The sequence below is a fragment of the Microbulbifer jejuensis genome (genome assembly GCF_047289955.1).
Taxonomy (GTDB): Bacteria; Pseudomonadota; Gammaproteobacteria; order Pseudomonadales; family Cellvibrionaceae; genus Microbulbifer.
The window spans coordinates 1-20,506 of record NZ_JBLBUB010000039.1 but is presented as its reverse complement, the minus strand read 5'-3'; the positions used below and the strand labels follow the sequence as shown (position 1 = coordinate 20,506).

At 54.6% G+C, this 20,506-nt stretch carries 17 protein-coding genes; 9 read left to right on the top strand and 8 right to left on the bottom strand.

Annotated elements, in window-relative coordinates:
• From ACL7TT_RS18950 to ACL7TT_RS18920, 7 genes are all read right to left on the bottom strand, one after another.
• Positions 1-1,797, bottom strand: a complete 1,797-nt coding sequence (locus tag ACL7TT_RS18950; protein WP_413397780.1) for a GMC oxidoreductase — start codon at positions 1,795-1,797, stop codon at positions 1-3.
• 98 nt (positions 1,798-1,895) lie between these two features.
• Positions 1,896-2,018: a hypothetical protein gene (locus tag ACL7TT_RS18945; RefSeq protein WP_413397779.1), complete on the bottom strand. Its 123-nt coding sequence runs from the start codon at positions 2,016-2,018 to the stop codon at positions 1,896-1,898.
• Between the two features lie 162 nt (positions 2,019-2,180).
• On the bottom strand, positions 2,181-2,891 hold the full coding sequence (locus ACL7TT_RS18940; RefSeq protein WP_413397778.1) for a 3-keto-disaccharide hydrolase: 711 nt from the start codon (positions 2,889-2,891) through the stop codon (positions 2,181-2,183).
• Between the two features lie 69 nt (positions 2,892-2,960).
• Positions 2,961-3,971: a LacI family DNA-binding transcriptional regulator gene (locus ACL7TT_RS18935; protein ID WP_413397777.1), complete on the bottom strand. Its 1,011-nt coding sequence runs from the start codon at positions 3,969-3,971 to the stop codon at positions 2,961-2,963.
• Positions 3,972-4,017: 46 nt separating this feature from the next.
• The gene (locus ACL7TT_RS18930) at positions 4,018-5,361 is read right to left on the bottom strand and encodes an MFS transporter (RefSeq protein WP_413397776.1); all 1,344 of its coding nucleotides are present in this window, start codon (positions 5,359-5,361) and stop codon (positions 4,018-4,020) included.
• Positions 5,362-5,430: 69 nt separating this feature from the next.
• Positions 5,431-6,492, bottom strand: coding sequence for a sugar phosphate isomerase/epimerase family protein (locus ACL7TT_RS18925; protein WP_413397775.1), 1,062 nt, complete (start codon positions 6,490-6,492; stop codon positions 5,431-5,433).
• Positions 6,493-6,547: 55 nt separating this feature from the next.
• Positions 6,548-7,723 carry a Gfo/Idh/MocA family protein gene (locus ACL7TT_RS18920; protein ID WP_413397774.1) on the bottom strand — a complete coding sequence of 392 codons (1,176 nt, stop codon included), beginning with the start codon at positions 7,721-7,723 and terminating at the stop codon, positions 6,548-6,550.
• Positions 7,724-8,702: 979 nt separating this feature from the next.
• On the opposite strand from ACL7TT_RS18920, the gene ACL7TT_RS18915 reads away from it, so the two are divergent.
• The 9 genes from ACL7TT_RS18915 to ACL7TT_RS18875 all read left to right on the top strand — a co-directional run bounded on the left by ACL7TT_RS18915 (position 8,703) and on the right by ACL7TT_RS18875 (position 19,863).
• The gene (locus ACL7TT_RS18915; protein WP_413397773.1) at positions 8,703-10,784 is read left to right on the top strand and encodes a multicopper oxidase family protein; all 2,082 of its coding nucleotides are present in this window, start codon (positions 8,703-8,705) and stop codon (positions 10,782-10,784) included.
• A gap of 589 nt (positions 10,785-11,373) precedes the next feature.
• Positions 11,374-12,072 carry a hypothetical protein gene (locus tag ACL7TT_RS18910; RefSeq protein WP_413397772.1) on the top strand — a complete coding sequence of 233 codons (699 nt, stop codon included), beginning with the start codon at positions 11,374-11,376 and terminating at the stop codon, positions 12,070-12,072.
• A gap of 205 nt (positions 12,073-12,277) precedes the next feature.
• A complete protein-coding gene (locus ACL7TT_RS18905; RefSeq protein WP_413397771.1) occupies positions 12,278-12,778 on the top strand; it encodes a hypothetical protein in 501 nt (166 codons plus the stop codon).
• A gap of 10 nt (positions 12,779-12,788) precedes the next feature.
• Positions 12,789-13,127 (top strand): hypothetical protein, encoded by a 339-nt coding sequence (locus tag ACL7TT_RS18900; RefSeq protein WP_413397770.1) that lies wholly within the window; start codon positions 12,789-12,791, stop codon positions 13,125-13,127.
• 378 nt (positions 13,128-13,505) lie between these two features.
• Positions 13,506-15,863 (top strand): TonB-dependent receptor domain-containing protein, encoded by a 2,358-nt coding sequence (locus ACL7TT_RS18895; protein ID WP_413397769.1) that lies wholly within the window; start codon positions 13,506-13,508, stop codon positions 15,861-15,863.
• A gap of 295 nt (positions 15,864-16,158) precedes the next feature.
• Complete coding sequence (locus ACL7TT_RS18890; RefSeq protein WP_413397768.1) at positions 16,159-17,298, top strand: alkaline phosphatase family protein; 1,140 nt, start codon at positions 16,159-16,161, stop codon at positions 17,296-17,298.
• Positions 17,299-17,549: 251 nt separating this feature from the next.
• A complete protein-coding gene (gene rdgC / locus ACL7TT_RS18885) occupies positions 17,550-18,542 on the top strand; it encodes a recombination-associated protein RdgC (protein ID WP_413397767.1) in 993 nt (330 codons plus the stop codon).
• A gap of 304 nt (positions 18,543-18,846) precedes the next feature.
• Positions 18,847-19,092 carry a hypothetical protein gene (locus ACL7TT_RS18880; protein WP_413397766.1) on the top strand — a complete coding sequence of 82 codons (246 nt, stop codon included), beginning with the start codon at positions 18,847-18,849 and terminating at the stop codon, positions 19,090-19,092.
• Between the two features lie 234 nt (positions 19,093-19,326).
• Positions 19,327-19,863, top strand: coding sequence for a DUF2058 domain-containing protein (locus ACL7TT_RS18875; RefSeq protein ID WP_413397765.1), 537 nt, complete (start codon positions 19,327-19,329; stop codon positions 19,861-19,863).
• A 124-nt stretch (positions 19,864-19,987) separates the two neighbouring features.
• On the opposite strand, the gene tnpA is transcribed toward ACL7TT_RS18875, so the two are convergent.
• The gene (gene tnpA, locus ACL7TT_RS18870) at positions 19,988-20,389 is read right to left on the bottom strand and encodes an IS200/IS605 family transposase (RefSeq protein ID WP_413397764.1); all 402 of its coding nucleotides are present in this window, start codon (positions 20,387-20,389) and stop codon (positions 19,988-19,990) included.
• Positions 20,390-20,506: the final 117 nt, after the last annotated feature.

Genomic DNA, 20,506 nt, shown 5'->3' with positions numbered 1-20,506 from the left:
TCAGATGTTCCTCTTCTTGAACTGGTCCACGATGTGGTCACAGGTACGCCAAGCCAGCGCCATAATGGTCAGGGTTGGGTTTTTATCGGCATTGGAAACAAAGGGGGCGCCGTCGGTGAGAAAGAGGTTGGGAACCTCCCAGGACTGGCAGTAAGGATTGAGTACAGAGTCCCTCGCATTGGAACCCATGCGCGCGGTGCCCACTTCGTGGATGATCGCACCCCCATTGATAATTGCCTTGGCACCGTCTGTATGCACGGTGGAGGTCACCTTGCCTCCCATGCCTTTGATAATTTCAGCAAAGGTTTTGTGCATGTGCGCAGCCTGGTTCAGTTCCTGCGCACTCCACTGCCAGTGGAATTTCAGCACCGGGATGCCCCACTGGTCCACCTGGTCTGTATCAATTTCGCAATAGCTGTCATCGTTGGGGATCATCTCCCCACGACCATCGAACCAGACAAAGGAGCCGTAGTAGCGTCGGCAGGCTTGCTTGAAATCCCTGCCAAAAGCGCCGGCGGTAAAGTCCCCCATGCCGCCGAAGGCGCCGGCACCCGGCATATTGCGGCCACCGCCAAATTCAATGTGGTAACCCCGGGCAAAATCCAGGTCTCCACGCAACTGCTCCCTGTACAGCCACCAAGGCATATACATATGCATTGCGGAGGCACCGTCCTCGTTATGGGCGGGCAGGTTTTCCAATGCGGGAATCTGTCCACCCACACCGGCACCCACGGTATCCATCAGGTATTTGCCCACGACACCACTACCGTTGGCGAGGCCGTCGGGGAACAGTGTACTTTTTGAATTGAGAAGAATACGTGAGGTCTCGGCGGCACTGGCCGCAACCACCACGGCGCGGGCACTGACGAACTTTTCCCGGCGGGTGTTTTTATCGATATAGACAACCCCGCTGGCATTGCCTTGCTTATCGACGGCGACCTCACGCACCATGGCATCGGTAATCATATCCAGATTTCCAGTGGCCAGTGCCGGCGGCAGCAGCACAGTGGTCGACTGGAAATTTGCCTTGATCGAGCAGCCGCGCCCGCAGGGCGTGGCCCAAAAACAGGCTGCGCGGGACTGCATGGATGCACGGGTTACCTCTTGTGCGAGCTTGTTGTCGGGGAAGAGTTTGTGCGGGATAGTATCGTGGTCAAGGCGCTCGCTTAGGATCGCGAGATGTGCCGGAATCACGGGGATGCCCAGCTTGTCACAGGCTTTTTTGGCCAGCAGTTCGTAGGCGCGGGGTTTCGGCGGGGGTAGTAAAATGCCTTTGGGAGAATTCGGGGTGTTCTCCAGTCCCTCATTGGAACCGTAGACACCGATCAACATCTCGGTCTTGTCATAGTAAGGTGCCAGGTCTTCATAATCGATGGGCCAGTCAAAACCGAGTCCATCGCGGGAATAGGGTTTGAAATCGTACTTGCCCATACGCAGTGAAATGCGTCCCCAGTGGTTGGTACGCCCCCCCAGCATGCGGGCGCGCCACCAGTCAAAGCGCCTGCCCCGCTCACGGGATGCCTGGGTGTAGGGCTCACCGGGTACTGTCCAACCGCCGTCCACGGTCGCATCGTAAAACCCGAAAGGCTTATCCGGTGTGCCGCCGCCACGCAGCGGCGCATCCTTGGGCAGATTGAACATGGGGGTTTCCTGAACCGGGTCATAGGATCGCCCCGCTTCCAGCATCAGCACCTTGAGCCCGGCGGTTGCCAGCACATAGGCAGCCATGCCGCCCCCCGCCCCGGAACCCACAATCAGGGCGTCGTACTGTTTCTTTTCAAAATCCTCACTCGGCATAGCACCCTCCAAATTCATCAATTATTTTTTATTTGTTTGTAATTTTTTCAGTTTGCATTTCAAGAAAATTGTAACCGGTTACATTATTGGGAAAATTTTTACTCGCTTTCTTCCAGCAAACCACCCTTGATTAGTCCCTTGGGGGTACCAGAAAGCGGCGCAAAAGTTGCGATGTCTGCAGCCATACCATGCATTGAATATAATTTATTATCATTTTTCATACTGTAACCGGTTACATTAAAAATAAATAATTTTTGATTAAAGCACACTGCCCCATAGAGATCCTGCCTTGGACAGCGAACTCCCCCGGGGGCAGCGAGTCAAACCGGCACACAACGGGAAGATCCGCATTTGCCGGATATCCACTGCGAGAGTCCCATGGATCAAAGCCTGCGGATTTTGATCTTTCGATACCAGACTTTATCGCCATGGTCCTGCAGGGCGATATGGCCCCTTGTGCTGCGCGCAAACCCGGGATAATTGGAAAACTTGCTTCTGGCGAAGCGCGTCTTCCAGTCGTCAGACCAGAGCCGATAACTCACGATCCTGGTACCATTGAGCCAGTGCTCGACCCGACCATCCTGCAATCGAATACGTGTTTTGTTGTACTGCCCGGCAGGTTTCGCTTTTGCAGCGCTCGGCGCATACAGGTCAAACACAGCGCCGGCGCTGTGGCTGGGTTTTTCCAGGTTGGGGAAAGCCCTATTGTCGAGTACCTGATACTCCATGCCACTCATCCACACCGGTGCATCCCCACTGGCAGCGCGATAAATAATACCGCTGTTACCCCCCTGGGAGATTTTCCACTCCAGGGCCAGTTCAAAGTCGGCAAACTGCTCTGCCGTTATCAGGTCCCCCGCCCCTCCGGCGGTGAGCACCAGATTGCCGTCGAGCACCTGCCATGCGCCGCCGGCTTGGGTACCGTTGACCCCGGTCCAGCCTCCGAGTGTCTCACCGTCGAACAGGTCGACCCACTCAGCATCCGCTTGCTTGGCGGCGATTTCCCCTGTGCGCTCACAACCGGCGGAGGCCATCAGCAATGGAAGGACCAGCATCAACAATCGACCGGCACGGGTTTTTATCAATATTCTCATCGTTATGCTCTCCAAACTATGCGGTAATTTCCCGCTCCACCGGGCTCAACCGGTCGGGCGATACTGGTCTCAAACATCCTGAAGGGGGCCTGTGCTTTCCCGTAGCACCAGATTAAAAGGCAAAATGGTGCGGCTGGATTTCAACGGCTTTGCGTCAATCATCAGGCGCAGGGTTTCCATGGCGTAGCGCCCCAATGCCTCCGCGGGCTGGTCGATGGTGGTCAGGGGGGGATCGGTGAACTGCGAGAACTCGATGTTATCGAATCCGGCAATAGACACATCCCCCGGCACTGTCAATCCCATCTTCTTGGCCTGGTGAATGGCACCAATCGCCATTTCGTCATTCATACAGAAAATCGCCGTCGGTGCATGGGCGGCCGAGAGCAGCGCCTCGGCACCCCGCTGCCCCGATGGCATGGTAAATTCCCCTTCTGTCACGCGTCCTGAGTCAAGCTGCAGCCCGTGCTTTTCCAGTGCCTGGCGAAATCCCGCCAGGCGGTCGCGCACAATCGGGCTTGCCACGGGCCCGGTAATCACTCCGATGCGGCTGTGCCCCAATTCCATCAAGTGTTGTGCAATGGCCTGTGCCGCGCCGCGGTTATCCAGCTCAACCACCGGGTAACGGTCATCCTCGGCGATGCGCTCACAGGCATTGACCATCGGCACAGATGCCGCCAGGGTGGCGTCCTTGTCGGCAAAAGGATAACTGCTGTCCAGTTGGATCAGTCCGTCTGCCTGATTGGTTAATGCCATGCCCGCGTAAAACTGTTCGTTGGCCGGTTGCCCTTTTGTATCGCCCAACAGCACCGAATAGCCCTGATCCTGAGCGGCCTTTTCAATGCCCCGGATTACCCTGGAAAAAAAGGGATTGGCAATATTGGGCACCAGCACCATCACCGCAAACGATTTACCGGAACTGAAATTCCTGGCCAGGAGATTGGGCCTGTAACCGACCTCATCCACCGCCTTCAGTACCCGCGCCCTGGTTTGCGGGGAAACCACTTTCGGGTCCTTCAAAGTCCGGGACACAGTTGCCACCGATACCCCGGAACGCCGGGCAACTTCGCGAATGTTCGACATATGTACCTGTATATTTTCTGTAAAAAGTTAGTTTACCCGGGTCGGATTAGGGCTGATCCCCCGCTGGCGAGGGTGCCGAATCGTCGGCCGCATGTTTGTCAACGCGGATTCTGCGCCTGCGATCCCAGAACCAAATAAACCCGAAAATCGGTAGCAAAAACAGGGGCACCACCGCCAGTGACTGGAAGGATTGCACCGAGGCAGTCACCAGCACCGCATCGAGCTCCGCACCACGCAACTGCTCGAAAGCCTCAAGGCCACCGGCAGCTTCTATTTTTGTGCGGTCGAAGACCGCCCCCAACTGCGGCAATATGAATTGTATGGACAAGCCGCCGGCAAAACCCAGTAGCCCAAGAAACAGCGCACCGCCACGCACAAAGCGTTCGGACACCGTGGCCAGCATGGTGGGCCACATATAACAGACACCGATTCCCCAGACGGTTGCCGCCAAAAATGCACTCACCGGGGAGCGCGCCAGACTCAAGCTATACAGTCCCACCGCCGCAAGCAGGCTGCTGACCCAGAGCAGCCCCACAGGGGACAGCCATTTCGCCAACTGCCCGGCAAAATGCCGCATCACAAACATCAACATGCTCACATATACCAGGATCAGGATGCCTTTCATGCCCACTACCCGCGAGAGTGTCAGATCTACCCACTGACCGGGCGCCAGTTCTGTCGCCGCCGTCAGCCACATGCACAGCCACAACAGGATAAACATAGGGTGCTTGAATACCTCTTTGAACATCTCCTCATAGCTGACCCCGGAGGACACCCGCTCGGTGACCGGGAAATCCGTTATCACTACAAGCCAGGCCATAACCAGCGCTGGCAACACCAGTACCGCCAGGTTCAACTGCCAGGGCCATTCCAGCGCGGAGATTGCCAGCCCCAACAGACCGCCCACCACAATGCCCGCCGGCCACCAGGCGTGCAGAACATTCAGGCGGTGGGTTTTGTTGGCGGGGTCGCTGGCGGCGACCATTGGATTGCTGGCCGCTTCCACCGCCCCCCAACCAAGCCCGGTCAACAGCAGTCCCGCCAGCACCAGGTTTTCTACACCGGTAATGGGAGGTGTCAGGGAGGCAATAATAATCAGCAGGCTGCCGAGTACATAGCCGATTGCGGAGAGCAGCAACATCCGCTTGATACCGACAAGGTCCACCAGGGCACTGCCAAACAGCAGCGTGAGGGCAAAGCCGGTGAAAGTGAAACCCAGGGCCTCACCCACCATGGTGGTGGAGTTGGCGAGATCAATCTGGTCGTAAATATCCGATTGCAGATTCCCCGCAATGGACGCCCTGACGGCGAACCCCAACCCGATCATAAAAATAGAGAGGTTGCCTACCAGAAAAAGATTTCTGCTCAGTGGTGGTGCAGGTGGGTGCATTGATCCAATCTCCGTGCCCGTTATTTTTATAAACTGCGCAATGGCATTATTCGCGCTAGTGGAAAGACTCTACCGTAGGCCGAGTATCCTGCGATTGCGCGCGCTGTCGGATTTCGCTCCGGCGAAATCGTCAAAGGCCTTGTCTGCGACGGTAATCAGGTGATCGCGGATAAAAGGCGCACCCTCGCGGGCCCCTTGCTGTTGATCCTTGATACAGCACTCCCACTCCAAAACCGCCCACCGATCAAATCCGTACTGGGTCAGCTTGCTGAAGATCCCGCGAAAATCCACTTGGCCATCGCCGAGGGAACGAAATCGACCGGGGCGTTCTATCCAGGGTGCGTAGCCGCCATAGACACCGGCCCTGCCATTGGGGCGGAATTCCGCATCCTTCACATGAAAAGCCTTGATGCGCTCGTGGTAGAGATCAATAAAGGCGAGGTAATCCATCTGCTGCAGCAACAGGTGGCTGGGATCGTAGAGAATGTTGGCTCTGGGGTGGTGGTCAACCGCTTGCAGAAAGCGCTCGAAGGTCAACCCATCGTGCAGGTCCTCGCCCGGATGCAGTTCATAACAGACATCGACACCGGCGCGATCAAATGCCTCCAGTATCGGTCGCCACAACCGGGCCAGCTCGCGAAAGCCCTCTTCCACCAGCATGGCGGGGCGCTGGGGCCAAGGGTAGACAGTGTGCCAGAGCAGTGCTCCGGAAAAAGTTGCGTGGGATTTGAGTTTCAGGTTCGCACTGGCTTGCGCCGCCTTAACCAGCTGCGAGTGCGCCCACTGTGCGCGGCCCTGCAGATTTCCGCGAACCCCGGCGGGGGCAAAAATATCCAGCATCTCGCTGTAGGCCGGGTGTGCCGCTACCAACTGCCCCTGCAGATGGGTGGAAAGCTCGGTAATCTCTACACCCGCGGCATGGCAGACCCCGAGAATATCGTCGCAATAGGCTTGGCTGTTGCAAGCCAACGCCAAGTCGAAAATACGTTTGTCCCAAGTGGGAATCTGTATGCCTTTATAACCCAGACCTGCCGCCCAGGCCGCCATCGACGCAAGTGAAGCCGGTGCGTCGCCTGTGGGCAGAAACTGGGCGAGAAAAATTCCCGGCCCCTGAATGCTCGGTGCCTTCATTCTTTGTTATCCTTTCTACAGCTGTACATCAATCAGAAACTGTTAGCAGTTGCGATCATCCCCGCTGACCCCAGTAGGGCCTTAGTGGCACCCAGGCAGATTGGCTGCTGCTTTGGATAGCACCACGCACAAACGCCATGCTGCGCACTCCCACTGCAATGTCTCCCACAGCATGCACACCCTCTATGGCCCGGCCATGCCGCTTGCACCGGACCATGGCGGCAAAATCCCGGTAAAGATTGGCGAAGGCTTCGATGTAGCCCTCCGGATGTCCCTGCGGCGTTCTCAACCGTGCGCGAACCTTTTCGTCCAGGTAGGCACTATCGACGCCAGCCCGATACACGGCGTCAGCCTGTCCCCGGCGCTTTACCTGCAACCGGTTCGGGTTCTCCTGCTCCCAGAAAAGGGAGCCCAGTTCGCAGTGGACACTGATATTCAGGTTGTTGCCCTCGCCCCCACACACTTGGCTTGCCATTAGGGTGCCGCGGGCACCACTCTCCAATTTGAACAACGCTGCACCATCATCATCCAGAAGCCGGCCGGCAACCGCCGTTTGCAGATCTGCACAGATCGCGGTTACCCACTGACCGGTAATGTATTCAACCAGGTGGTGCGCATGGGTGCCGATATCGGCAAAACAACCGCTCTCCCCGGCGCGTTGAGGGTCGGTGCGCCAGTGCGCCTGTTTGCTGCTGTGGGTGTCATCCGGCTGTGCCAGCCAGCCCTGAGCGTAGGCAACACTGACACGGCGGACAGGGCCCAGTACCTTTGACTGCACCATATCCCGCGCTTGCATCACCATGGGATAGGCGGCGTAGGTATGGGTCAGCCCGTACAGTCGCCCGGATGCCTCGACCACCTTTTTGAGTTCGAGCACTTCTTCCAGTGTGCGGGCAGCCGGCTTATCCGAAAGCACATGAAAGCCCGCTTCCAGGGCGGCAACTGACACCGGCAGGTGCCAGTGATTGGGCGTTACCACAGCGACAAACTCCATGCGCTCGTCGCAACTGCGCGCAGACTCTGCGCGCATCATTTGCTGGTAATCCGAGTAGACCCGATCTGCCGGCAGCCCGAGTTGTTCTCCACTGGTCCGGCTCCGCTCGGGGTTGTTGCTGAAGCAGCCGGCTACCAGTGCAACCTCACCATCAAGCGCAGCGGCCATACGGTGAATCGGGCCGATAAAGCCCCCTTCTCCACCGCCAACCATCCCCATTCTCACCTTTCTGTCCATACATCTGCCCGTAGCGAAACACCGCTTCTGTGCGGCTCGCACCTTTGTATACACTGTTGTTGTTTTTGCGGGCTTACCGCTGATATTGAAATGTAACCGGTTACATTTCTGATGAACAATACGTCAATTAGATGAAGATGCAATACCTATAAACCCTATTGGCGCATATATCTTCTTTTTGTGTAAAGGACGTTTGGTCTGTGCCGCCTTCGTCGTGGTCACACTGTCCCACTCATTTGCCGCCTGGCGTGTGTTAAGGAACCTGAATTCCCCCCTGCCCTGGCGCAAGCATTGTGGGAGTGTGTCAAACCAGGGCTGTCACTCACCGCAGCGATCAAAACCCTTCGTACTTGTCGAAACTCCCTATGAAACCCTGTGTTGAAGCCTTCTGTCCGGAGACACCTGGCAAAACCCAACAATGCTTTTTTAAAATGGAAGTCTTTGCTGACTTGGTGAACAGGTTTTGTCAGCAGTGTATCCCGGAACTTTCTCGCAAGGCAGGAGGGAAGCATACCCCTGTGCCAGGATCGTCTGCGGCATGGATGCCGATGACGAACGTACAGGGATGTATTCACAACACGCCCCGGGAGAGGGGTATTCTTTCCTTCCGGCCCGATAGTAACAGTGGTATGCCAACTGCCATAGTTCAAAGCCACATCATAGAGAGGGGCCTGGCGAAGTGGCACGATGCAATAAAATACTCAACGTGCATTCGGGTTGCTTCTGTCTGGATAACACGGATTTTTATACAGAATATTCTGTAGACCAGAAAGAAAAGCGCCACCACTGAAGCCTGTTATTTTTTACGGATTGTCCTCCAGTTTACCGGTTTGAAAGTCTCGCACACTGCGCCAAAAACACAGCAGGTCAATTATTGAAGACTACAATGCAAACAGGTTGAACCCTTTAATGCCAATAAAATTATGACCCGACACAACCCCCCAATTGATAAAAACAACCTTAGTTAGGAATAGCGAATATGTTTACAGCCCTCTTCGCTCCAGTCACACAGAGGCGGTGGCTTAAGGAATTACCCGTCAAAAAGAAATCAAGATCGAGGGCACTTCGGGTAAAACGCTTCACCAATGTACATGCAGGCTATCTTGAAAAGCACACAGGCCATACGGGCTTTGAGGCAATATTGCGCCGGGTATTTTTCTGCTGCGTCCTTCTTGCCTCACTCTCAGTGACCCCCGCTGTCGGCGTGGAAACGCCACCCGCCAATAAATCAAACCCGGTGACTTTACTCGATCCAATGGGTATCAAGAAGTTCGTCAATGAGCTTCCACGGCCCATCGAACTCCTGCCCGAAGATGGTGCTGCGGTCGATCTGCCGGTCCGGTCCGGGCCTGTTTGGATGGGTCTGCGCGATGGAAACGACGAGCGCCTGATGACGACCGTATGGGGCTTTGAGTACGCAGGGCGGGTCCACTCCCCGGGCCCCACATTTCGAGCGCGCACGGACCGGCCATTTTCGGTGCAGTGGCTCAATGAACTTTCGGGCCCCCATCTTTTTCCCGTCGACCGCTCCATCCATCTCGCCAGTACCAAGGACCCGGATGCGGTGCCCATCGTGATCCACCTGCATGGGGGCCACAGCGAGTGGGAGAGTGACGGCAATCCGCTCGCTTGGTACACCCAGGGCTATAAAGAAACTGGCCCCCTGTTCAAGAAAAAAATCTATCACTATGATAACTCCCAGGATGCCGCCACGATTTGGTACCACGACCATACCTTGGGTATGACCCGCCTTAGCAACTATGCCGGACTCTTCGGCTTTTATCTGATCGGCGACGAAAACGAAGACCGGCTGATTCACGAGAAATTGCTGCCCAGCGCGCATCGCACCATCCCAGTCGCGATCGCAGACCGATTATTTACCGCAGAGGGGCAACTCTATTTCCCCGGCTGGCAGGACCAGCCTTCGTCACCGGTTCTGAACCGGACTGTAGAGGCCAACTGGCCCAACCCCTCGCACCTGGATGAGTTTTTCGGCAATGTGATGGTTGTCAACGGTATGGCCTGGCCCAAGGTCAGCGTCTCCCCGCACGTTTATCGGCTGCGCCTGTTAAACGCCGCCGACACGCGCACACTTGTGCTCAAAATCGACGGCGATGTCCCGTTTGTGCAGGTCGGCGGCGACGGCGGATTTCTCGACCGCCCTGTCCGGCTGTCCGAGTTGGTACTGGCCCCCGCGGAGCGCGCAGATGTGCTTTTGGACTTCAGCCAGTATTCGGGTCGCAAGCTTATATTGCGTAACCTTGGGCCCGACGTCCCCTTCAAAGGATTTGTCGAGGCGCAGGACCCCAAAAACTCCCTCGCACTGGTGTATAATCGGGGCGGTAACCGTGTTTTGAGCGACGGCCGCGGCGGTATCACTCCGCCAACGGATCCGCAAACAAGCGGCCAGGTACTGCAATTTGAAGTACTCCCGGCCACCGGATCTGCCAACACCAAGGGTAAGCCACGGGCAACCATCGGGGACCTGAGGCTCACAACCAACACGCCCCTGCGCCGCCCCCTCGACAGGTTGAGCGAAGCCCAGGCAAGCCGCACGCGGCAGCTGGCTACTTTCCGCCTGGATGATCCCTACGGTCGCAACCTCCTGTTGCTCGGCACCCTGCAGGATGGTTCTCTGTTCTTTGAAGATCCCGCGACGGAGATTGTCGAGCACAACGCAGTCGAAATCTGGGAGATCTACAATCCCACCAGATCCGCACACCCCATCCATATTCACCTGGTCGAGTTTCAGGTGCTCGATCGCCAACCCTTCAAGGGCAAGCTGATTACAAAATCCCAGGCATTCCTGCATACCGACAAGCCTTTCCAAGGTGCCCGACTGAAAATCGAAGCCCTTACGGGGGAGCGACTCCCGCCGCGCGCCGAGGAGCGCGGCCCCAAGGACACGGTAATAGCCCTACCGGGCCAGGTCACCCGGGTCATCGCCCACTTCGATCGCGAGGGCATCTATGTCTGGCACTGCCACCTACTCTCCCACGAGGACTACGATATGATGCGGCCCTTTGAGGTGCTGGCGCCGACATCGTCGAAAACACCCTAGCGCAGACTTGCAAACGATGACTCTTGCTTGGTTGCAAATTCTAAAAAAACCTCAACCCGGATTTCCGATTCGACCTCGGAAATCATGAGAAACACCTTTGAATTGAATAGCGATAGTTTACTCTAATAACAATAAAGAGCTCTATGATGCCCGCCGGAGATCGTTGCGATTAAAACCTTTACATTTTGAGTATGTCCATTTTGGAAAAACCTCTGCTGTTGTCGAAGTACCGTCCAACGACAGGCAAAGGCGCAAGTCTGCGTGCAAACAACTTGTAAGGAAGGAAAGCTATGCTATTGTGATGCTGCAATGTGTACCGGCTGGTTTCAAGCAAAAAAATTTCGCACAAGGCACTCCCCTCTGGATAAAAAAGTACCAAATCTATGGGAAAACACCCAGGCCTGTATTGGTTATCAAATCGCATTATATGTACCGGCGACACTGATAACTATTTTGTTTGTCTCTGGCAGACAATTGTCATCATTGTGTAAAACACCTGACATCACCAGGATAATTTCCGGCAATTCTAGCGCATGTTTCCAGAGGGGATGTTAGGGATCAACTTTTCAACATCAGGGAAGATTGCAAAATGCTACAACACCTCAAAACCACATGGCTTGGCTGTGCCCTTGCGACAAGCTTCTGCCTCACCGCTACTGCTCAAGCACCGCTTGCCAACGGTGACATTCTCGTGACCGACCCGGCCATCCTTGAAGCCATGGGCTTTGAGCGGAATGCAGACAACGTCTACATGGCGCCAGGCGTTGAGTGGGAGGACAGTCTGGATTCTGGCGCATCACCATCTGTTGACCCCGATATCCAGGCCATGCTGTTTCCATCTGGGAGCACAGATTATTCACCGGTTTCACCGAAGGAATTTATCGGCCGGGTCGATACCACCGGTTCACAATGGCTGTACTCGGCTGGTAACGGGGTTGAGCTCAGTCGTCTCGGTACCGAGCGCTTCGCCGACGCGCAAGTTGAGGATCTGCCTAACGGCGGGATATTACAGTTTTTCAGGTGGTGGTGGTCTGACAATGATCCCAATTCGATGATGGCGGTTTTTCTTTTCGAAATATGTCAGCCTGCCTTCGCCGGTGGCGCCATCACCTTCACAACAGTCGCCACCGATACGAGCCTTGACAACCCCAATGGGTCCGCAGCGATCAGTACGGCAGCCCGGCCCATCGACACCCAAAGCTGTTATTACCTCGCTCGCATACGTTTTGATGCCGCAACAAATCTTTTGAGGCTTCAAAAAGTCCGACTTCAGTTCACCCACCCCTAGCCTGTATGATGCGGTGGAGCCCACTCTATTATGGGCTCCATGCTCTGGCCCACAGAAACAAAACCTCATAACCCAAGCCATCTTTTTTTATTGCTTGCATATCTCTCCCCGCAGTTCGCGGTATTATCCCTGCTCCGAGGTATCTGCGGGTAACGGATCACCTCAAAAAAATACCGAAAATACACTTTAGTCAAAGGAAGTATCCATGTATTCCAACCATCCCAAGGTAGCGCTGACGCTACCCCTCTTTCTGGCGCTCCTGGTCAGCAGTTGCACCCAACTGGCACCCAGATACGATGCTGAGCTCTATTCTGATCTCACCGAGGTCAATGTCGAACTCATGCAGTTTTTCTCTTCAGTGACCCATGGTACCCATAAGAACACCTATCCAGAGAGAAACGGGCACTATCATGCACTGATTGGCAGGATTGATGCATTGGCCATGCAATCGAATACCCGCCCTATTCCCAATCGGGACGCCTTAAAAAAGATCAACCACTATTTGAATGCCACAGAGACGAATATCCTCTTCGAGGAACAACCGCCCAGCGTTAACTGCCTGCAGAGGATTTCAATCAGCCTGAACAGAATGCGCGAGGAGGACGAAGACAAGGGGCTTCACACCGGTGCGGTTGCGCTGTTTAAGAATGAAGTATTGATCTCCATGGACCAGGCACTCACCTATGAATCGTTTCTAAATCGCTGAGGATTTCCACATGTCACTTGATGTTAACCAACTGATCTCCAAAATCAAAGATACAGCATCCGCCATCATCGCCCACGACATCACTGAAATTCGCGGTTTCTCAGAACGTCAGTTGTCGGCCCTGGCCCTGCAGACGCAGTTGATTACCAAAGCCATTTTGAACAGAGAAATCAACGAAGACTTAAGGGATTATTTTCTGGACTCTTTGGAAGATATGGCCCTGAATTTTGCCAAGACCCTGCGTGGCCTGCTCGCTGTGACCATCGAGAAGGTATGGAATGCGATCGTCGGTGTTCTTTGGACCGCCATAGAGGCATGCACAGGGATATCCCTCAAGGTTGCCAATTAGCGACTTAAGGATACCCCTGTTGCCAGGGCTGGTCAGAACCAGCCCTGGGATACCGAATTTCCTGCCGGATTATCAGGTTTCAAAACGAGCTTGTCTCGGCCCTGGGTATTTGTGCCCATCTTCCTTTCCTATTGTGCCACCTCTTTAAAACGCTAGCTTTTTGCCCCGGTGGCAATGGCCTGTGCCTGCAAAGGACAACCCCCGCTCTTTTTACCCACTCAATCAAGGGGATATACCTTATTCAAAAGCCCTTCAAGAGAGTTTCATTTGGCTGTCATGCACCGTTCATCAAGACGCTTCAATGTACCCGGGCAAACCAGACCGGGCACACATGACCCGGCTTTCGAATTGCCAAATACGACCAACAGGGGTGCCCCGATGAATTCCAGAAAAACCTACCTGGCTTCTGCCATTTCCCTAACCACGTTGATAGCCGCGAATCCATCGCTGGCTGAGCCGGCAGGCGACGGTCAGCTGGAGGAAGTCGTTGTGCTGGGTACGGGTACCACTTTTAACAGCAGCGCAGTATCTGAGGCCATGCGCAAACAGCAGTCCTCCATGACCAGTGTCAACGCGCTGATTGATAACCTGCCCGGTGTTTCCGTCAACGAGGGGGATACCTATGGCTTTGATGACTGGTCTACCAATATCAGTGTGCGCGGCTTTACCATCAGCCAGGATGAGCAGCAAATTGGCACCACCATTGATGGTATCCCCAATGGCGGTTCCAACTATGGGGGTGGCGCCAAGGCCAACCGCTTTATCGACCCCGCCAACCTCGCCTCCATAGAGGTTTCCCAGGGCACCTCGGATATTGCCTCCCGCTCACTGGATGCCCTGGGTGGCACCATTGATTACCGCAGCCAAGACCCAGAGGACGCACGCCGCAGCCGCATGGAGCTTTCCGCAGGCGAGTTCGACGCGCGGCGATTCTACTATCGGTTCGACACCGGTACCTTTGCCGGTAACAACACAGCGTGGATCTCCTACGCCACCCAGGAAGCCACTGACTGGATCACCGAAACCGCGCAAAACCAACGCGAGCATATTGCCGCAAAACTGGTCACAGCCCTGGAAAACGGTACTGTCAAAACCTACGTTTCCTATGATGATGTCCACGAGGACAATTACCAGCGTATTTATTCAGAGGCGCAGTTTAAGGAATACCCGGAAGACGACTTTTTGCGTGGAGAATGGGCGGGCATCCCCTATATCGATCAGCTCTACCGCCGCGGCTGGTCTACCCTGCGTAAGAATCTGCTGGCCTACTCGCAATTCGAGTACGATCTCACGGAAAACCTTAACCTGCATGCCGGGCTCTACCATCACACCAATTCGGGGCGCGGCGATTGGGTTCCCCCCTATCTGGTGGATATTACCGATGATGGCAATGCAGGCCAGTCGGAATTCCTCGGCGGCGCTACCGCTTATGGTGGCCTTCAGGCAGGACAGATTTTCTATGTGGATGCCAATGGTAATGCACTCATGCCCATAGACGGCTGCATTTCTTCAGTTGTCAATATCTACGGCCAGTCGGGACCGGAGTATGATCCCGTATGCTATCCGGCAAATGCTATCCCGGCTATGTCCTACCGTCATACCCACTATAAAAAGGAACGGACCGGCCTGACATTGGACTTCACTTACAACGGCCTGATCGCCGGCTACGAGCACGAGCTGCGCGGTGGTCTCTGGTACGAAGACGCTACTCGTGACGAGCACCGCGACTGGCACAAAATCACCGATGCCACCCGTGGTGCCGATTTTGATGCGACCCCTTACTGGGTGCAGTACGACCGCAGCTACCCTCAGGAAACCCACCAGTGGTATCTGCAAGATGCCCTGGTTATCGACGCACTCACACTGACACTGGGGGCCAAGCAGTTTTTTGTGGAGGTTAAGCGGGAGGATTTATTCGACGCATCACCCGATGTGGGTATCAATTCGGATTCCGATATTTTGATCTCCGCGGGACTGCTCTGGGAAACTCCACTAGAGGACGCAGAGCTGTTTGCCGGATACGCGGAGAACTTTAAGGCAATCGGAGACAGTGTGCTCGAACGTCCGGATTCGGACCTGGACAATATCGACCCCGAAACCTCCGAGACCATTGAACTCGGCCTGCGCTACACTGGGGATAGCTTCACAGCTACCGCCACCTATTTCGAGAACCAATTTAAAAACCGGATTATTTTTCTGGACAACAATACAACCACAGGCCCCAATTACCTGATCGGCACCAATGGCACTTACTTCAATGCCGGTGGTATCGAATCAACTGGCCTGGAATTGTTGCTGGACTATGACCTTGGGGAATCTTTCAATCTCTACACTTCCTATACCCTGATCAATGCCACCTACCTCGGCTCCGGGGATACTGCAGTCGATGAAGCCCAGGGTATCACTCGCGGCAATAAGGTCGTCGGTATCCCGGAGCAGTTGTTTGTGGTGGGCCTGGACTGGAATTCAGCGCTGTTGACCGGCGGTGTTTCCACCAAGTTCACCGGAGATCGCTATGTGGATACGAACAATACCTGGGTGGCCGATGCCTATATCGCCACCGATGCCTACATCGGCATTAACTTCACAGAGATTAACCCGGCGCTGACTGCGGTGAACCTGAACCTGGTGATTAACAATCTGTTCGATGCAGATTATCTGGGTACCGTGGTATCCGGAGGCGCCTGGATCGGCGCACCCCGCACCCTCTCTCTCTCAGTCTCTGTGGATTTATGAGAAAGCACATCGGCCAAGTCACACAGCGCCCGCCGCCGACCCCGGGTTGGAGCGGACCGCCGGGATAGAGGGATTTTTTACAGCTAGGCGGGTACTTCAGGGACCGCTGCCAAATCAGTTAAGGGGGGGTGCTCTTTGATCGCCCAATCCTTAACCAATAGCCTTCTGAATCGGTTCCAAAGCCAGCATAACAGAATGTTTGGGAAATAATCCGGCGAGCAACAAGCGGTCTAGCACTATACCTGGGTAAGACAAAAAATCAGAGCGGACACAATTCCCGCAGGAAACACACTCAATGAAAAGAGTATTGATAGCACTGCTGGCGGTGATACTTTGCACTCATGCCCACGCTGCCGATCATCTGGTGTTGGTGACAATCGACGGTTTGCGCTGGCAGGAGGTATTTTCCGGCTACGATCCGGAGCTTATCCAACACGACAAATACACCGAAAACAAAGCCCGACTGATCGAACAATTTGGGGGAAAGTCTGCGCGGGAAAAACGTCAAAAGCTCCTGCCGTTTATATGGAGCACGATAGAAAAACACGGGGTACTCGCCGGCAACCGCAACAAGGAGTCCCATGCTAATGTTACCAATAACTGGTGGTTTTCCTACCCCGGCTACAACGAAATCCTCACCGGACGCGCCGACCCGAACATCAATTCCAATGAGGCCATACCCAATGCCAATATCACTTTTCTGGAATGGCTGCAAACAAAACCCCGTTTCAAAAAAAATATTGCCGCGTTTGGCAGTTGGGGCGTTTTTTCTGCCATCATAAACCGGGAACGCAGCGGTATTTTTGTCAATGCCGGGCTGGAACCCGCCATCTGGCCACAGGTATCGGTGCGCGCCCGGTTTTTAAATGACCTGCAAGGCCAACTGCCGGTTTTCTGGGAGGATGTGCGCCCCGATGCCTTCACCTACGGCCTGGCGAAAGAATACCTGATACAGAAAAAACCGAAAGTGCTCTACATCGCCCTAGGGGAGACCGATGATTTCGCCCACGATGAACAGTATCACCAGCATCTGCAGTCCGCTCATCGCAGCGACGCCATCCTGGCGGACCTGTGGAATACCCTGCAAACCCTTGAGGGCTACCGGGATAACACCAACCTGCTTGTCACAGTGGACCACGGGCGCGGCAACACGGCTGAAACCTGGCCACACCATGCCAGCGGCCCGGCGCTCACCCAGTACTTCGGCAAAAAGGACCATCCGCACCAGGAGGGGATACCCGGTTCCAACGAGATCTGGATCGCAGCACTGGGCCCGGATATCAAGCACATCGGAGAGGCTTCCGGCGGCGCAACTCTGTATCAGAATCAGGTGGCCGCAACCGCATTGAGACTACTGGGCTTTACCCCCAGTGATTTTGACAAGCATGCCGGTCCGGCAATCGCCAGCATTCTCAATAATCAGAAAGTCCAATAAACCACAAGGGCCTGGGCGACTGCCAGGGCGAATAAAGGACACCTGCCTGGAAAAGGGCGCGCGGTTGACCCGGCTTTCACACCACGCCATTGTCCCGCCCTACCCACCGACGCCCTCTGCAATCCGGTCAAATCCGGGGGGCGGTACAAAAAATAACCAGGCCGGTATTCGGGAAGATTACACTGGCTGTGTCACGCCTGTTTTCGCATAATTGCGCTTGCACACGCAACTCATAACAGATGGCCGGATGTATGTGGTTTAAAAACCTTCGTATTTATCGCTTAACCAAAGAATTCACCTTCGATGCCGAAACACTCAGCCAATTGCTGGAGCCGCACGCCTTTGTTCCCTGCGGAAGTCAGGATTCTGCCCGATATGGGTGGGTACCCCCACTGGGCCGGCACGGCAACCAGCTCGTGCACGCCGCCAATGGTTATCTCATGGTTTGCGCCAAAAAGCAGGAGAAGGTCATTCCTGCCGCAGTGGTCAATGAAAGAGTGGAGGCGCTGGCACAGGCCATCAGTGACAGGGAATCCCGCCAGGTAGGGCGCAAGGAGCGGCAAAACCTCAAGGAAGAGGTGCTGCTGGAAATGCGCCCCCAGGCCTTCGCGCGCTCCCGCCTGCACTATGCCTACCTCGCCCCCCAATCCAATTGGGTGGTGATCAATGCCTCTTCCGCCTCTGCCGCAGAGGAGTTATTGGAACACCTGCGCGAGGCCATCGGCAGTCTCGCCGTGGTGCCTCTCGCCGCCAAAAACCTGCCGCAGCAGGCCATGACCCATTGGCTCGCCGCGTCGCAGGCACCAGCGCAGTTTGATTTCGACCACGAGTGTGAACTGCGCGATCCCAAAGACAGCGGCAGTGTGATTCGCTGCAGGAATCAGGACCTCTGCGCACAAGAGATCCAAAACCATCTGCTGGCCGGGCTGCAAGTATACAGACTGGGGCTGGTTTGGCGCGGCGGCATCGCATTCCTAGTGGACGACCAGCTTTCCCTGAAACGTATCAAATTCAGCAGTGAACTGCTGGAAAAAGCCGACAACACAGATGCCGATGGGGCGGCACAGCGTTTCGATGCGGATTTTTCGGTAATGACTCTGGAGGTCACTGCCCTGATCAGAGATCTGCTCAAAGCCCTCGGTGGCGCCAGCACCGAGTCGGCCAGTGTCGAGGAAATTGTGGCCAAAGTCTCCAATGGACAAGCCGATACCATGCCACGGGCAGTAAAAGAGGTGTCCTTTTGACCCCATCAGCTAGCGGGCTATCACCCTGCCGGAGTGACTGGCTGCTGCAAAATAAGCGTTCAATATCAAGTTGTTAGGCAATATCGGGGAGCATAGTATTCAAACTCGGTTTCTGTTTTACAAGGATACAAGGGAGCGTTTCAAGTAGCCGAAAACCGCAAGACCCAAAAAAGCCGCACGATTACCATTCAGTATTTACGCTTTCCTGCTACTGGAAAAAAAAGCCCATCCGCCCATTGTCTATTTGGCTGGAGACCCCGGCGGCTCGGGCATTATGGCCGTCAATTATCGCTTTGGGATGTTTATGGCATTGCGAGAGTACGGCGATGTGATCGCTCTGAATCAAAGAGGCACTGGACACTCCAACAACCTGCCCACCTGTGAATCCGAGCAGATAGTACCGCCGCTAACACAGATCTCCGATGCCCATTATATCGATTATCACCACAACGCCTTGGAAGAGTGCTTATCGTTTTGGCGCAGCAACGGAGTCGATCTTGCTGGTTATAACACTATGGAGAACGCCCGTGGCAAAACCACTTCACATTGAATGGGCAGTCTATTCCATCTTGCCGGCGAGTGGCATATTTGCTACTCGGGAGATGCTTTTCCGCCAAAAACAGCTCCCCCGGAACAAAAATTCAGTGCGGCAGCCCGGTCAAGTTCAGGTAAAATACCTGCGGTAGCTCTCTGATAACAAACCTGGCTGAAAATTGACCAATCAGTTCTCCCTCCAGGTTTGGCGGGACAAGTTGTTTAAACATATTATTACGGGAAACACACCATGGCTTCACTTCAAGACCAACTGCTCCAAGCCGGGCTTGTCGACAAAAAGAAAGCCAAGCAAATCAGTAAGGAAAAGCGTAAGAAACAAAAAGTTGCCAAAAAGTCCAAAGAAGCACAAATCGATGAAACCAAAGTGGTTGTGCAGCAGGCCCGCACCGATAAAATGGCACGGGATCGCGCTTTAAATGCCCAACGTGACGCCGCTGCCCGACAGAAAGCCATCGCCGCACAGATTAAGCAATTGGTGGACAATAACCGCCAAACACAGGGCAATGGCGAAACTGCCTACAACTTCACCTTCGACAAGAAGGTTAAAACAATTTACGTAACAGAAGCACTGCGCGACCACTTGATAGCTGGCAGACTGGTAATTGTTGCGATGGACGAACGTTTTGACCTTGTCCCCAGGGGGATTGCAGACAAGATTGCCGAGCGCAATAGTGATATCGTGGTGAAACCGGCTGAGACCACCACTCCAGACAACGAAGACGACCCTTACGCTGACTTCAAGATCCCCGATGATCTGATGTGGTAAAACAGAAAATAAAACTAAGAGTAAATATCCACCAGCAAAGCCGGCGGCCTTAATCGTGAACCGCTCAAAGCGGTCTGTACGGAACTAACGCTCCCTGAGCCCCCAAAGGGGGCTGCCTATATCTTCATACCAAGTTCAGTTGCTCTACTCGCCGATCTTCCTTCTCCTGATGACGAATATACTCCCTGATCACATTTTCATCACGACCAACGGTGGACGCAAAGTAACCTCTCGCGCAGAAGTGTTGCCCTACATAATTTCTACGCTGGCCAGAGTAGGTCCTCGCAATGTAAATAGCACTTTTACCTTTGATATATCCCACCACCAGGGAAGCAGCATATTTGGGCGGAATCGATATCATCATATGGACATGATCCGGCATTACGTGCCCCTCCTCAATCAGGCTCTCCTTTTGCCGGGCCAACTGGTGAAATACTGTGGGCAACTCTCTGCACACCAGAACAAACAGTACCTTTCTACGATACCTTGGGTTAAAAATTGAGTTATTGTCAATTTTGGTGTTCAAAAAGCCAGATTAAGCAGCGCTCTGGTCGGCTGTTGACACCTCCTCTCCATCTTTGAACTTCACTCCGGTGATGACCTTGGCCAGGCAGTCAAAGCCCCGGAGTTTTCTCCACTTTCC

Coding starts and splice junctions, on each gene's coding strand:
- ACL7TT_RS18950 (WP_413397780.1), bottom strand. CDS start 1,797: ATGCCGAGTGAGGATTTTGAAAAGAAACAGTACGACGCCCTGATTGTG.
- ACL7TT_RS18945 (WP_413397779.1), bottom strand. CDS start 2,018: ATGAAAAATGATAATAAATTATATTCAATGCATGGTATGGCTGCAGAC.
- ACL7TT_RS18940 (WP_413397778.1), bottom strand. CDS start 2,891: ATGAGAATATTGATAAAAACCCGTGCCGGTCGATTGTTGATGCTGGTC.
- ACL7TT_RS18935 (WP_413397777.1), bottom strand. CDS start 3,971: ATGTCGAACATTCGCGAAGTTGCCCGGCGTTCCGGGGTATCGGTGGCA.
- ACL7TT_RS18930 (WP_413397776.1), bottom strand. CDS start 5,361: ATGCACCCACCTGCACCACCACTGAGCAGAAATCTTTTTCTGGTAGGC.
- ACL7TT_RS18925 (WP_413397775.1), bottom strand. CDS start 6,492: ATGAAGGCACCGAGCATTCAGGGGCCGGGAATTTTTCTCGCCCAGTTT.
- ACL7TT_RS18920 (WP_413397774.1), bottom strand. CDS start 7,723: ATGGACAGAAAGGTGAGAATGGGGATGGTTGGCGGTGGAGAAGGGGGC.
- ACL7TT_RS18915 (WP_413397773.1), top strand. CDS start 8,703: ATGTTTACAGCCCTCTTCGCTCCAGTCACACAGAGGCGGTGGCTTAAG.
- ACL7TT_RS18910 (WP_413397772.1), top strand. CDS start 11,374: ATGCTACAACACCTCAAAACCACATGGCTTGGCTGTGCCCTTGCGACA.
- ACL7TT_RS18905 (WP_413397771.1), top strand. CDS start 12,278: ATGTATTCCAACCATCCCAAGGTAGCGCTGACGCTACCCCTCTTTCTG.
- ACL7TT_RS18900 (WP_413397770.1), top strand. CDS start 12,789: ATGTCACTTGATGTTAACCAACTGATCTCCAAAATCAAAGATACAGCA.
- ACL7TT_RS18895 (WP_413397769.1), top strand. CDS start 13,506: ATGAATTCCAGAAAAACCTACCTGGCTTCTGCCATTTCCCTAACCACG.
- ACL7TT_RS18890 (WP_413397768.1), top strand. CDS start 16,159: ATGAAAAGAGTATTGATAGCACTGCTGGCGGTGATACTTTGCACTCAT.
- rdgC (WP_413397767.1), top strand. CDS start 17,550: ATGTGGTTTAAAAACCTTCGTATTTATCGCTTAACCAAAGAATTCACC.
- ACL7TT_RS18880 (WP_413397766.1), top strand. CDS start 18,847: ATGGCATTGCGAGAGTACGGCGATGTGATCGCTCTGAATCAAAGAGGC.
- ACL7TT_RS18875 (WP_413397765.1), top strand. CDS start 19,327: ATGGCTTCACTTCAAGACCAACTGCTCCAAGCCGGGCTTGTCGACAAA.